The sequence below is a fragment of the Brakhagea slesvicensis genome, from assembly GCF_052161625.1.
Taxonomy (GTDB): domain Bacteria; phylum Planctomycetota; class Planctomycetia; order Pirellulales; family Pirellulaceae; genus JBKCUI01.
The window spans coordinates 4,795,211-4,808,443 of sequence record NZ_CP197412.1; the positions used below are offsets into that span (position 1 = coordinate 4,795,211).

The 13,233-nt window shown below is 52.0% G+C and carries 12 protein-coding genes; 6 read left to right on the forward strand and 6 right to left on the reverse strand.

All coding sequences use genetic code 11. From position 1 onward, the window contains the following. Positions 1-274: 274 nt before the first annotated feature. The 5 genes from SH467x_RS18190 to SH467x_RS18210 all read right to left on the reverse strand — a co-directional run bounded on the left by SH467x_RS18190 (position 275) and on the right by SH467x_RS18210 (position 8,511). Complete coding sequence (locus tag SH467x_RS18190; protein ID WP_482368518.1) at positions 275-3,421, reverse strand: efflux RND transporter permease subunit; 3,147 nt, start codon at positions 3,419-3,421, stop codon at positions 275-277. Beyond that, positions 3,418-4,746, reverse strand: a complete 1,329-nt coding sequence (locus SH467x_RS18195) for an efflux RND transporter periplasmic adaptor subunit (RefSeq protein ID WP_482368519.1) — start codon at positions 4,744-4,746, stop codon at positions 3,418-3,420. The genes SH467x_RS18190 and SH467x_RS18195 overlap by 4 nt, the downstream gene beginning before the upstream one ends. A 77-nt stretch (positions 4,747-4,823) precedes the next feature. Continuing rightward, positions 4,824-6,074, reverse strand: a complete 1,251-nt coding sequence (locus SH467x_RS18200; protein WP_482368520.1) for a TolC family protein — start codon at positions 6,072-6,074, stop codon at positions 4,824-4,826. Positions 6,075-6,439: 365 nt separating this feature from the next. Continuing rightward, entirely contained in the window at positions 6,440-7,381 is a 942-nt protein-coding gene (locus SH467x_RS18205; RefSeq protein WP_482368521.1) for an ATP-binding protein, read from the reverse strand. Between the two features lie 452 nt (positions 7,382-7,833). Next, on the reverse strand, positions 7,834-8,511 hold the full coding sequence (locus tag SH467x_RS18210) for a response regulator transcription factor (protein WP_482368522.1): 678 nt from the start codon (positions 8,509-8,511) through the stop codon (positions 7,834-7,836). 252 nt (positions 8,512-8,763) lie between these two features. Here SH467x_RS18210 and SH467x_RS18215 point away from each other — a divergent pair, with 252 nt between their 5' ends. The 6 genes from SH467x_RS18215 to SH467x_RS18240 all read left to right on the forward strand — a co-directional run bounded on the left by SH467x_RS18215 (position 8,764) and on the right by SH467x_RS18240 (position 12,791). After that, positions 8,764-9,930: a phosphatase PAP2 family protein gene (locus tag SH467x_RS18215; RefSeq protein ID WP_482368523.1), complete on the forward strand. Its 1,167-nt coding sequence runs from the start codon at positions 8,764-8,766 to the stop codon at positions 9,928-9,930. A 54-nt stretch (positions 9,931-9,984) separates the two neighbouring features. Then, on the forward strand, positions 9,985-11,328 hold the full coding sequence (locus SH467x_RS18220) for an MFS transporter (protein ID WP_482368524.1): 1,344 nt from the start codon (positions 9,985-9,987) through the stop codon (positions 11,326-11,328). 161 nt (positions 11,329-11,489) lie between these two features. Then, a complete protein-coding gene (locus SH467x_RS18225) occupies positions 11,490-11,843 on the forward strand; it encodes a hypothetical protein (RefSeq protein ID WP_482368525.1) in 354 nt (117 codons plus the stop codon). Further along, positions 11,840-12,064, forward strand: a complete 225-nt coding sequence (locus SH467x_RS18230) for a hypothetical protein (RefSeq protein ID WP_482368526.1) — start codon at positions 11,840-11,842, stop codon at positions 12,062-12,064. The genes SH467x_RS18225 and SH467x_RS18230 overlap by 4 nt, the downstream gene beginning before the upstream one ends. Beyond that, on the forward strand, positions 12,061-12,387 hold the full coding sequence (locus SH467x_RS18235) for a DUF2924 domain-containing protein (protein ID WP_482368527.1): 327 nt from the start codon (positions 12,061-12,063) through the stop codon (positions 12,385-12,387). Before SH467x_RS18230 ends, SH467x_RS18235 begins: the two co-directional genes overlap by 4 nt. After that, the gene (locus tag SH467x_RS18240) at positions 12,381-12,791 is read left to right on the forward strand and encodes a hypothetical protein (protein WP_482368528.1); all 411 of its coding nucleotides are present in this window, start codon (positions 12,381-12,383) and stop codon (positions 12,789-12,791) included. The genes SH467x_RS18235 and SH467x_RS18240 overlap by 7 nt, the downstream gene beginning before the upstream one ends. Here SH467x_RS18240 and SH467x_RS18245 read toward each other — a convergent pair. Continuing rightward, entirely contained in the window at positions 12,733-12,951 is a 219-nt protein-coding gene (locus tag SH467x_RS18245; RefSeq protein ID WP_482368529.1) for an alcohol dehydrogenase catalytic domain-containing protein, read from the reverse strand. The genes SH467x_RS18240 and SH467x_RS18245 overlap by 59 nt on opposite strands. Positions 12,952-13,233 lie beyond the last annotated feature (282 nt).

Sequence of the window (13,233 nt, forward strand, 5' to 3'; positions counted from 1 at the left end):
CGGGTCTCGATCACTCTCAAGAGACTCGATTTCCGTCCGCGACTCTCGCCAAAACAGCCCCTCTCTGGGGGCCAACTAGAGACAAATACTCTCAGAGTCTCTGGGTTATGAAAACCGCCGGGTTAACGACTCTGGGTTATGAACCTTCTGTCTCACTCGGGATTCTTTTTTCCCGCTGTTCTGGCTCACTAGGAGGCGAAAGTTACGAACTTTGCTCCAAGGTAATCGATCGCGCGATACTGCAGACCTCGCTAACCGTGCGAAACCCAACGTTTCAACTTTCCCTAGCTGACTTAGGCTGCATAAGAATTGGATAGGCGAATCCAAAGCTGCATATGATGGGTAGAATGACGAGGTTGACCAGAGTGGCGGTGACTAGTCCGAAGAGGATCACCAGCCCCAACGGATACTCGATTTCTTGGCCAGGTATTTCGCCGGTCAATATCAGTGGCACGAGAGCAAGACCAGTGGTCAATGCCGTCATCATGATCGGCGCAAGACGCTCGTCGGCACCTCGCATGACCAATTCCATTTGATTGGTAACGCCTTCTTCTGTGGCTAAGTGTCGGTAATGGCTAATAAGCATGATCGAGTTACGCGCCGCAATGCCGAGCACGGTCACAAAACCTACGAGCGAACCAAGCGACAAAATGCCTCCGGAAGCGTGGACGCCGAGCACTCCACCAAGCAAAGCTAAGGGCAAGGTGCAGAGGATCACGCCCACAAGTTTCCACGACTGAAAGTCTATGTAGAGAATTACGGCGATCGCGCAGATCGAAGCAAGTGAAAGAAGCAGCAGTCGATTGCGCGACGCTTTAGCTTCGGCATACTCGCCCAGAAACTCTGGATGGTAGCCAGTTTTGAAGTTTACATTGGCGAGAACGGCACGCTCAATCTCGGTGGCAACTGAACCCAGATCACGACCATCGACGTTGCAAGTGATGTCGATCCGGCGTGAGGCCGCTTCACGTTTGATCTCGTTCGGCGCAGGAACAATCGACAGCTCTGCTACATCACCTAACGGAACTTGCCCTCCCGTCGGCGTATCAATCATCAGTTCACTAAGTGTCCGCAGATCGCTATGCAAAGCCGTTTTCCCGCGCACGATCACGCCAAAGATGTTCTGGTCCTTATAGATTTCACCGACTTGCATTCCATTGACCAAGGTCGTGACACTGCGCATGAGAGCACCGGGAGTGAGATTGAACTGCGAGGCCGCTTCGGGACGCATGTTCACAGAAATCTGGGGCACCAGTACCTGTGGCTCGACCTTGAGCGTCGTGACGCCAGCAATCGGTTTGATTTGAGTAGCGACCAAGTTGGCCGTTGACCGTAGCTCATCCATGTCGGGCCCAAACACGCGAACGACAATCGATGCACTGGTGCCTGTGAGCACTTCTTTGATGCGTTCGGTGAGGTAGGTCAACAGGTCACGATACAAACCGGGATAACCGTCAACAATCTCTTGGACCTGAGCTACTGTTTTGTCGTAGTCCTTCTTGTCGTCGATGCTTATCCAAAGTTCCGTGAAGTTGGGACCAACCACTTCGTCGGCGACCGTCGCGCGACCGATGTGTGAGCCGAAGTTCAGAACGCCATCGACTGCCATCATCTCTTCGCTTGCACGCAATGTGATTCGATCCATCGCATCGATACCAATGCCAGGCTTTTCAACCCAATGCATTAAGAAGTCGGTTTCACGAAATTTGGGCATGAGCTGTTCGCCCAGTCGCGTTATCGTACCGGCGATCCCGAGGAAAATGACTGAGGTCACGATTAATGTTGCCCAGCGAAAGCGAACTGCTGTGCCGAGTGCCAACCGATACACTCGCTTGAAAAAAAGAACAAGCGGACCATCTATGTGACGTTTTGTGGCCGACTTTGGCAGTAGAAACAAGGACATGGCTGGAGTGACTGACAATGCAACTGCCAGAGAGGCGAGGATGGCAAGAATATAAGCCGCTGCAAGGGGCTTGAAGAACGCACCGGCGAGTCCCGTCAGAAAGAACACCGGCAGGAATGCCAAGACGACTATAATTGTGGCATAGACTACTGCGCTACGCACTTCCATCGAAGCGTCAAATACCACGGAGAACGATGAACGGGGATTTTCAGCCACTGAGTTCAATCGCAACCTGCGCATGATGTTCTCAACATCGATGATGGCATCATCGACGACTTCGCCCAATGCAATCACAAGACCAGCTAGTACCATCGTGTTAATCGTCCCGCCTCGATAGTACAACACCAGCATGGCCGCGATTAGTGATAGTGGGATGGCTGTTGCACTGATCACAGCGCATCGCCAATCGAACAAAAACAAGACCAGAACGACAACGACCAACACGCAGCCGACCAACATGGAGTGACCAAGATTCTCCAGCGAACGTTCAATAAACGTCGCTGGACGGAATATGGTTGTGTCGTATTCCACTTCGCCCATGGCGGGTTTCAGATCCGACATGGCCTTTTCTACAAGGCGAGTCACGTCGAGCGTGTTGGCCCAAGGCTGCTTTTCCACAATCAACAGCAGGCCTGGTCGATTGTTAATGATTGCGTCGCCAATGGGAGGTGCGTAGTCGAACATCACTTGTGCAACGTCGCGAATACGAAGCGGCGAGCCGTTGGCGGCAAGTGTATTGCCGATTAGGCGATTATTTGTGGGCTGGGTGAAGGCGGCTCGAATAGGAATTTCACCTAGTTGTTCGGGCGTATACACTGCCGGCACATGTCGAAGTGCCAAGCGTTGATTGGGTGTATCGACAAAACCTCCTGAACCGACAGCCGTCGCATCGCGAACGGTTTGCAGCACGGCATCGAGCGTAATGCCATGGTTATTGAGTCGCACTGGATCTACAACTACTTGCAACTGTGGATCTTTCTCGCCCCAAACTGCGACGTTGGCGACTCCAGCTATACCCATCAATCGCGGCCGAATGGTCCACTTGGTAAGCGTGGTCATTTCCATTTGGCTCTTAGTATCGGACCAAAGTCCAATTTTCAAACAGCGACTGAGCGACGACAGTGGTGGCAAGATGACTGGCGGACGAGCAACAAGGGGTAACGATGCTTGGGCCAATGCCAACCGCTCTTGCACGAGTTGTCGTGCCAACAACAAATCGGTCCCGGGTTCAAAAATCATGCGTACGCTCGAAAGTCCTAATACGGACTTCGAACGGACTGTTTGCACAAAGGGGATACCATTCACAGCGTTTTCGATTGGCACCGTAATGAGACTCTCGACATCTTCAGTCGAGATCCCAGGTGCTTCCGTTTGAATTTCGACCAAAGGCGGAGCAAATTCAGGAAAGACATCCAGTGGTACCGAATCACTGTTTCGTATGCCGACGACTACCAGCACGACAGCTAAAATCATGACGAGCAGTCGTAGTTCAAGCGACGTTCTAATGAGCCAGCTCATTTGCCAGCTCCGAACTCAGTCCCGAATAACTCGGCAGCACCATCGGTTACGATCAAGGTACCAACGGCTGGTCCCTTTGAGATGATCGCCGAATCTCCCTCGACCCATTCAAGCAGCACTCGGCTGCGCGTGAACTTGGTTCCCTTGTCCGATGTAGTCGACTGCACGTAAACCCAAGTTCCACCATAAATGTCGTACAAGATCGCTGCGGCAGGGACGACGAACGCTTCTGTGACACTCGTCATAGGAATGTCGACGCCGACTCGTTGCCCGGGCATCAAATTCATTTCACGATTGTCGATTTCGTAGTACAAGTCAGCTGACGAGCTTGCCGCATCAGCAGTGGGAGGAGCTGAAATCGGCTTACCAAGTTGTGGCGTGCCAGCCAGCGATGAACCGTCGAGCGAAACCAGACGGACAGCTTGATCGCGTTTAAGTTTTGTGAGGAGATCGACATAAACAGGCACACGTATCCAAATCGTGCTTAGGTCGACGACTTCGAAAAGCGGTGCCGCTGTAGTTACCGTTTGACCAGGCGAGACTTGAACGTTGCGAACGACTCCGGCGACTGGTGCGGTCAGTGTCATCGGATCGGCAGGATCGACGCGGCCCGTGGCATTCGCGCCGTCGAGCGATCGAAGTAGCGACTTTAACTCGGTCTCGCGCTGCTTGGCAGCTTCACGAACTGACTGCGCAACACTCAGTAGCGCCACTGCATCGTCGAATGCTCGACGGCTTCCGGCGCGATCCGATAGCAGCTTCTCAGCTCGATCACGTGCAATCTGCAGGCCGGCTATCTCGGACTCACTACGAGCCACTTCACCTTGAGCGGTAACCAAAGCCACCATCAAATTTGCCTTTGCGCCAGTCATCTGAACTTGTTCGGCTGGCGTTGGTACATCACGCTCCGGTGACAACATCGGCTGGAGAATCATCAGCGGTTGGGCTGCCACAACTTTGCTTCCAGGCTGCGGGAATAAGTTATTCACGGCAGCTATGATGCCCGGTACAGGTGCGGCAGCAATGATGGATCTACCTGACGGAACGATGGCTTCACCTGCCAAAGTTCGGTGGCGTGATACTTCTCGTTGCTCGACAGGCACAACTTGGATCGCAAGCCGTTTTACGGCCTCGCTTGTTAGCGTCAGCGTAGCCAACTCAGTCTCATGGGGCACCATCTCCACCTTGGCAGGAGCGACTTTGGCAGAAGCAGATTTTTCTGCTTTACCCGAGCAACCACTGGCACAGAGGAAAACTCCTAACGCAACATGTAATAATGCAGCGGTTCGCGTAGATTTGACGGATCTTAGTTCTGTAGATTTCATGGATGGCCATTGTAATCGAGAAATCTGTAGCGATTTCCGCTCTCATCTGCTTCTCACAATTCGGGATGGATCAAATCTTAATTACCATCTTCAGGGGGACTTGTCGCTGCAAGAACTTCAGCGGCGGCCAGCGGAGGGGCGATGAGGCTGCGGCCGACGCTCCGTTCCAGTTCCGCGACGGCACGATTGCAGGCGGCAGTCTGAGCAAGAATCTGCCCTTTAGCGTTCAAGTACTGAGTAGTCGTCTGCAGCACAATCAAATAGTCAGACCCGCCATCTTCAAAGCCCTTCTTGGCAATTTGAAGTGATTCTACTAGCGCTGGCTCGACATCTTGCTTGAGGATCGTCAAGTTCTTGTAAGCTTGATCCAACTGACGGTAGGCCGTTCGCACATCGGCGATAATTTGATCTGAAATCGCGTCTCTATTGTGCATCGCGGCATTAAGCTCCCAATCAGCGCGGAGGATGCCACCCTGATTTCGGTTGAAGAGGGGCACGTCGAAGCGAAGGCCAGATCCAGTGTGGGTATAGCCGCGGCCATCGCGTACGTCGAGCACTCCATCGAGCCGTAACCATAGCCAGCGTGACAATCGCGAACGCTCACTCGCAGCAGCCACAGCCCATCTCGCTGAGTGAAGATCGGGGCGACACACAAGCGCCTCTTCAACTAACTCCTCTTCAGTTTGAATTGGCGGAGTCGGTGTGACCAACTCTCCAGGCACTAAGGGCTGTGCGAGTTCTGGCAGTCCGATGAGCGTAGCCAAACGAGCCTCTGCGATGTTGATCGAAGCCTGTTGAACACCCAGGTTCGCTTTAGCATTGAGTGCATCTACCTTGGCCGAGATTGTTTCCAGCTCGCTGATGTCGCCATCTTTCAAGCGATCATTGGTCAGACTTGATATCTGGTCACGGATCTGTTGAGCCTCGTTTGCAAGGTTTGTCTGCTCCTTTGCTAGAACCCAATCCGCATACGCAAGACGAACATCTCGTGAAAGATTGAGTCCATTCTGAACCAATTGTTCTCCAACACGGCGATACTCCCGATTGGCAACTTTAACTCGTGCCGGCCTTAATATGTAGGACTCAATCGGCGCATAAAGCGTGTACTGCCCTTCCTTCGCTCCACTTGGGAAATAGGTCAGGAATTGAGGGTTCGCGAGCAGCGAAGCTTGTAAAGTATCTCCACCGGCTGCTCCAAGCTGAGCCAACGTTGCTTGAAAAGCGGAGTTATTCGATAAAGCCGTTAGAACCGCTTCATCTTCACTCAAGCCATCTTCGAGAATCACACCGGAAGGTACTCGGGTTTGACATGGCGGTACGGTTTCCATGGACTTGTAGATCCGACATGCCACTTGGCGAGAGACCATGTGCGGGTCACAGCAAGGTTGCGGAGTACGACAACCAGCAAACAGCAAGTTTATGCAGCAAACGAAGGCTGTTAGGTTGAGAAATTTGACATCCATGTCGTTGTCCCGAGATCAATGCATGCAAACCACATAAATCGCAACTTGCTTACAATTGTTTCGACCCATCTGGATGTGTTAGTGCAGCAGCAACAGCCAGCACGCATGGATCACTGGCGGAGCATGCGTCCTATCCGATACAACCGGAATGACATGGCGATTCATGAGAAAAGAATGAGACGCCCAGCTTCGTAACCACACACTGATGCTGATTAGAAAGGCTAATTCGATTAGCAAGGGAGTTTCAGTTCGATCCGAAATGATTGGTCGACAATGGACGCTTGAATCGAACCTCCCATCTGCTCTGCCAATCTTCTACAAAGCGAAAGCCCAAGCCCACAGTGTCGGCCAGTTTCATGACGTGAGGAGTCCGCTCGCCAAAACCGGTTGAAGACCTTATCGATATCGTTAGCAAGAAATGTTCGCGCTTGGTTGGAAATGACCACGACACAGTTGTTGTCAGATGACTCTGCGGATACTTCAATCGTGGAATCTAGGTCTGCGTAGCACACCGCATTGTCGACTAAGTTCCGCAAGATGACGAGCAGCGGTCGTTGTTGAATCAAAATCGACACATCCTTGCAATCACGGTGCTTAAATTGCAGTTTGCGAGACTGCATATTTTGTTGGCGTTCAATGAACAGAACATTGAGCAAGCTATGTAGATCGACATGCTCTGGAGGCGAGGCAGCCATCGATTCGCGAGTTGTTTCGAGCAGGCTTTCTACAATCTCGCCCGTTTGCTCGGTGATGCTCAAGCATTGACCGATTGTCTTTTTGTATTCCTGTGTTGAGCGTTCCCGAGAAAGTGACAGGTCCAACTGAGCACGAAGTCCAGCCAAAGGGGTACGTAGTTCATGTGCTACATCAGAAGAGAAGGAGCGTTCTCGAACAAAGGCTTGCTCCAACCTAGTGAGCAGATCATTGATCGTGGATAGAAGCGGGCGAAGTTCGTTTGGCTGCCTGTCCACCTGCTCAATGCGTTCGCTCAAAGTACCTGGAACAATACTCGCGATTTGCCGAGTTGCATGTTGGACGGGCCTCAAGCCGATTCCAATTGCAAACCACATAACTGCCAGCGTCGCACCCCAACCGAAGGTTCCGACAATCAGAATTGTCCATCGAAGCGTTGTTATCGCCGCATCGAGCTCACGCGTTGTGCGAGCGAACATTATGGTCAGGACGGGGCGGGTCACGTGAGCGGCCTCCGGTTCCGATTCAAACACCAATCTCGGCGTAAATGGAAACGCGACTGCGCGAGCACGCTTTGAGTTGAGATTTAAATTGAAAGCATTCTCACCTGGTTTCTGCGATGGTTGGATTGGTGATGCCGTCGCCGGAAAGACTTCTAGTAGTTCTCCTCTATTCCAAATGGCCAGCGATTCTCGCTCTTCAACGATGGGCGTAGTCAGCCCGACACCTTCAAGCCACTCGAAGGTAATCCCATGCTTCTCATGTTCAACCAAATGGCTGAGACTACGGGCCCTCTCTATAAGCGACGAATCGAATTCAGATCTTAGCGACAGCTCGAAGATGAAACTGACGGCCAAACCAACAAGCGCCATTAGCAAACAAGCGGTTGCTCCAACGATTAGTACGAGTCGAAACCGGAGCGAATGGATCATCAGTCAATTCGACCTGTAAGTACGTATCCCATGCCTCTGCGAGTTTGAATCATCGACGGACCTTCCGGCGGATCTAGTTTCTTGCGAAGGTATCCAATATAGACATCAACCACGTTACTCGACGATTCGGCTCCGAAATCATACAGGCTTTTCCAGACTTCCTCTCGTGTGACAACTTTTCCACGACGTCGAGCCAAGAGTTCCAGCAACCCATATTCTCTGGCCGTAAGCTCAATTGGTTTATCCTTGTGGTGAACCAGTCGAGCAGAAGTGTCGATTCTCAGCTCACCTACTTCAATAATGGAGGTTCCGTCGCCAAATCGTCGACGCACAAGAGCTCGTACCCTTGCCATCAATTCTGCGATGGCGAATGGCTTAACGAGGTAGTCGTCTGCGCCCTCATCAAGCCCCTTTATTCGCTGATCGACCTCGTCAAGCGCGGTGAGCAACAATACGGGAACATGGTTGTTATTGCTTCGTAGCGATTGAAGTATCTCGATACCATTGACATGAGGTAACAAAATGTCGAGCACGATCGCGTCGTATTCCCCTGACTTGGCATGCCAAAGGCCATCTCGCCCGTTGTCGGCAGAATCGACTGCGTAGCCTTCTTCGGTCAGCGCTTGCACAACTGCGCTTCGGACGGGCTCGTAATCTTCAACAACCAACACACGCATAAACAATTCTTCGGCAGTACGGGGGACTTGGACTCGACGGGTCGGATTCTAGGCATTGAAGATGAGAGAACGATGAGAGAGTCTGTGGCAGCGGCTCGATTCTCCTCATTTTCTCTCATAATTACTAAACTTATCGTAGTTCGGCTTGTCGCACCTTCGCGCACGCATCTATTGTCCGCCCGGGCCACGACGCGGGTTACTCTCCGCCGGGCTCGAAATACGCGCCGTTGCAACTGAAGGCTATTGCTGACCATGAATTGGCTCCCACTATCGCGGTATGCTCCCAAGAAGACACTGGTGAATAGAGGGTTCTTGGTTGCTAGCATTCTTTTGTTGGGGGCGGGCTGCCGTGTGCCGCTATTGAATCCGACTGCGTTGGCAAGCGTGACCACACCCATCCAACAGGTGAGCAAACCTCTCGTTGAACCAGCTAGTTTCGTCAAACAGGTGTCATTGGAGACTCCGGTTGAGGCGACTGAGGCTCGTCTCAGCCAGATCGATGCGGGCGACAGATCCACCTCGCAGGTTGACGAGTCAGGAGTTAGCCATTCGCCGGGCGATAATAAAATCTGGAACTACGATCCCAAGGCTCAAAGCGGAGCGGAATCGAATCTCGCCGTAGCCGAGGCATGGAAATTGGACCGACATTCTGACGCACGAACCGATCCCGGGGATTTCAGCGGACTGTTGGAGCAAGACCGTTCGCCTTCTCTGATTGGCCGAATGTGGGACGACCAAAAGAACTTCTATTCGGCGGAATCCTTAACGTTGTTGGGCGGAGGCCTGATTGTCGGTGGTGCGATGGCCAACTCATCAATCGACGATGGTATCCATCGCCATTTTCAGAGCAGCGTACGTGGTGCCACTTCCGACGATTGGTTCGAGTCTCTTCACGCCAGTAAGGAACTCGGTAACGGAGTGTACACTCTGCCTGTATTTGCAACGGCATGGGCTGCGGGCGAATTGTTCCCAGACAATGCCCTTGTGGAAACGAGTGGCAGATGGGGTGAGCGATCGCTAAGAGGTTTCGTTGTCGGTGCGCCGCCCTTAATCATCATGCAACAGCTAACGGGAGGTTCAAGACCGACTGAAACTGATGAAAATTCGGAGTGGCATCCGTTTCGAGACAATAACGGAATCAGCGGTCATGCATTTATGGGTTCGTTACCCTTCATCACCGCAGCCAAGATGACTGACAACCGTGGCTACAAGGTTCTCTTCTATGCAGGTTCGGCCATTGCACCACTTTCAAGGGTTAACGACAACGCGCACTATCCATCGCAGGTCGCATTAGGATGGTGGATGGCTTATTTGGCCGCGAGTGCAATCGACGCAACCGACAACCCTAACGCTCGCTGGCGGTTTTATCCCTATTCAACTGGGGATGGCTCGGGGATGATGGCGGAATTTCGATACTGATTCGATCATGTATGCCTCATTGAATTGCTTCCAGAAACCGTGGTCGGAGCCCTTATGCCAGAGAATCAAAAAGATGCAGACTCAGCGAGCGTACGTCAGTTACCGCGTCCTGTGTGGATTCTGAGTTGGGTCTCTTTCTTTGCGGATGTCTCCAGTGAGATGGTCTATCCGCTGTTGCCTCTGTTTATGATTGGCGTTTTGGGGTCATCGAAAACGCAATTGGGATTGATGGAAGGTGGAGCTGTTTTCGTTGTTGCCATCATGTCAGCCGTAGCCGGCATTCGAAGCGATCGCAAAGGAAGCCAAGGCGGCCGAGTCAAATGGATTCGATGGGGATATGGATTACCCGTTTTCGGTAAGGCGATCATCGCATTGGCGACTGTCTGGCCTCTGGTCGTTGGTGGTCGACTCCTTGATCGATTTGGTAAGGGACTGAGAGGCGCTCCCCGCGACGCATTGATTGCGGATGCGGTATCAAAGGATCAGCGAGGACGAGCGTTTGGATTGCATCGAGCATTCGATACTGCTGGTGCAATCGTTGGTGTGCTGCTCTCGGCCTTTCTACTGTGGTGGCTTACTGGCACGCCACAATCCAATGCATCCGGGGAAGCAATGAGTGCGGCGACCGAAACGCCAGCTTGGATTTACCGATCAATCTTTGGCATTGGAGCGGTATTGGGATTTGCTTCCCTCATCCTAACCTTCCAGGTAAAGGAGTCTGAAGATCGGAAAACGGACGCTAACGATCCAGCTCCATCTAGTGGTGACAACAAGTCGATGGAAAAAGGATCTCCAACGACTAATGGCACGGAAAAAGCTTGGGCTAGGTTGCCAAAATCCTACTGGTATGTGCTAGGAGTTTTGGTTCTTTTTTCGCTCGCAAACAGCAGTGACACTTTTCTATTGCTTAGGGCTCGCGACCTGGGTTACTCACCGTGGGCCGTAGTCATGGTTTATGCGTTCTACAATCTGTTTTACTCATTATTATCCTATCCAGCAGGTGTATTGAGTGACCGTATAGGTCGTTGGCGAATCATCATCGTTGGCTGGTTCATTTATGCCTGCGTCTACGCCGGATTTGCATTACTGCCAGTTTCGCAATCTTGGGGCATGTGGCCGCTCATGGCGATCTACGGTGTCTACATGGCTCTGACCGAGGGTGTCGGAAAAGCACTAATTGCCGACCACGCCCCAAGCGATTGCCGAGGAACGGCCATGGGCATTTTCTATGGGCTCACTGGCTTGACCACGCTAATTGCAAGTTTAAGTGCAGGATTTCTATGGGACCGGTTTGGTGCTTCTGCGGCTTTGCTGCTGGGATCTGGCTTCGCGATTCTTGCTATTGTTGCGTTAGTGCTCGTGGGCAAACGTGCAGCGCCACTTCGTCAACTAATTTAAGAAGGCTTCATTTCCAGTCAGTCTTCGCCCAAGAAATTCTAGACTCGCGTGGGAATCCAAAGTTGCATCAGTCTGGCTCACTTAAGAGGAGCGAAGTTGCGAATTTTCCCGAGGGTAATGGGACGCGGTTCCGCCGTTTTGCATAGATAGATCTGGGAGGGATGCCATTTCGGTACCCTCGACGGTCTTTCCATGGAGGCAGAACCATCGACGCTTACTCTCTCGACTCTCTTCCCGCAGACGACGGACTGCCACGCGATCCGACATCGGTTCGATTTCGATCTATCGCCGAAATTGTGCTCCGAGGCATTCAACGATGTGTGGCTGCAGACCGCGAGCATAATCGCAATTCAAGCCAGTTTTCCGATGCAGATGAACCTGTTTTGGACAAACTCGGAGACTCTTTACCCGAGCCGCTTGATTTCGTTTCCGACAAACCCCTCTCTGTGTCCGTCGTCTCCAAAACGCTGGGTTTTGTAGACGGTCAAGTCATTCAGAACGGAGGTAATTCGTGAGCAACGAAGCAAGACACAGAGACATCGCGGCACTTTTGGCAAGAGGTGTGATTCGGGTAAGAAGGCATCCATTGGCCGCCAAGGCCATCGAATCGCATTTGCCAGCCGAACAGTTGCAGCAGTCAGATCCATCGCCAGAAACTGGCAGCATCCAACCGACCCAGGAAAATCAGAATGCGATTTTTCCGCATCATACCGTGCAATTGGGAGGTGACCAATGAGTCCAAACGTCACCATCGAGATTGCAGAGTTGCAGAACAAGACTGTCAATCAACTTGTCCAGCGATACGAGCAGGTCTTCAAAGAAGAATGTCGGAGCCGCAACAAGCAATATCTAATCCGGCGCATCGCATGGCGACTACAAGCCAACGATGAAGGTGGACTCTCAAGGGCCGCTCTCAAAAGAGCAGCCGAACTGGCGGAGGATGCGGAGACGCGAGTGACTGCGCCACGCAAACACAGCACCGAAGGCGTAAAGCTGGTGTTAAGCATTCGCTTGCCGACATCGTCATGCAGGTGTGGTTGTTTGATTCGAAGATGGTAGAAGCCCAGCATGCTTGGCATACGTGGAAAACGCCCAGGCGAATGGAGTGTTTTCAACCCGCTAATCTCAAAGGTATCGCGCCAATCACCATCACGGAAGAGCGATTGGCCCAAGCGATCAAGGATGCCGGCGATTGGTTCGCCAAGCACAATCGTGGGCGTAAGCTGTTCATGACTCCTCGCTTCGTAGACAACGAAATCCAAATCAGCATTCGTCGTGGCGATCCGTTCAGTCGCAAATCGACGATCGATGACGATGGCATCGACACGATCACATTTCGCGAAGCGCGCAAAGATTCCATGGTCTACTGCCTGAACGACGAAGTGTTGATGCTTAATTCAAGCCTCAAGAGCGCATACCCGCCAAGTCGCTACCAAGCGTCGACGGCAATCGAAGTTTTATGATCGGTTTGAATGATCCCTTTGGAATCATGTTGTCGATTGGGTTCAAACCGGCTGCATACACTTGGATCAACAGCTCGTTTGGCTTGAGAACAGGCCGGGGAATGTCAGCGAAGCCGATATTGTTCGATTTTCCGTAACGCTTGAGTACGAGCGCCTTCATGTGTTTCTTCTTATGCGTTGGTGGCTTTGAGAATGCGTAGTTGTCGTGATCCAGTATTGGTCTTGGTGATGCGTATTTGGCATAGGACTACCGGCCTTATCGCTTGCCCAGAGTGTTGAGCCCCATCTGTTTACGAAGACCAGTGCGATGTTGTTTACGTTGCGTTTCATGTGCTGTTTTTACTGGCTTTGTTCAACGTCTGGGCTGCATTCCGTTACATTACGTGCGTCATCTATTGGGTATATTACGACCGTCATATATAATGTCAATGCTGGTTGGCCG

Coding starts and splice junctions, on each gene's coding strand:
- SH467x_RS18195 (WP_482368519.1), bottom strand. CDS start 4,746: ATGAAATCTACAGAACTAAGATCCGTCAAATCTACGCGAACCGCTGCA.
- SH467x_RS18245 (WP_482368529.1), bottom strand. CDS start 12,951: ATGAAGGCGCTCGTACTCAAGCGTTACGGAAAATCGAACAATATCGGC.
- SH467x_RS18240 (WP_482368528.1), top strand. CDS start 12,381: ATGGTAGAAGCCCAGCATGCTTGGCATACGTGGAAAACGCCCAGGCGA.
- SH467x_RS18235 (WP_482368527.1), top strand. CDS start 12,061: ATGAGTCCAAACGTCACCATCGAGATTGCAGAGTTGCAGAACAAGACT.
- SH467x_RS18220 (WP_482368524.1), top strand. CDS start 9,985: ATGCCAGAGAATCAAAAAGATGCAGACTCAGCGAGCGTACGTCAGTTA.
- SH467x_RS18215 (WP_482368523.1), top strand. CDS start 8,764: ATGAATTGGCTCCCACTATCGCGGTATGCTCCCAAGAAGACACTGGTG.
- SH467x_RS18225 (WP_482368525.1), top strand. CDS start 11,490: ATGCCATTTCGGTACCCTCGACGGTCTTTCCATGGAGGCAGAACCATC.
- SH467x_RS18190 (WP_482368518.1), bottom strand. CDS start 3,421: ATGAGCTGGCTCATTAGAACGTCGCTTGAACTACGACTGCTCGTCATG.
- SH467x_RS18205 (WP_482368521.1), bottom strand. CDS start 7,381: ATGTTCGCTCGCACAACGCGTGAGCTCGATGCGGCGATAACAACGCTT.
- SH467x_RS18200 (WP_482368520.1), bottom strand. CDS start 6,074: ATGGAAACCGTACCGCCATGTCAAACCCGAGTACCTTCCGGTGTGATT.
- SH467x_RS18210 (WP_482368522.1), bottom strand. CDS start 8,511: ATGCGTGTGTTGGTTGTTGAAGATTACGAGCCCGTCCGAAGCGCAGTT.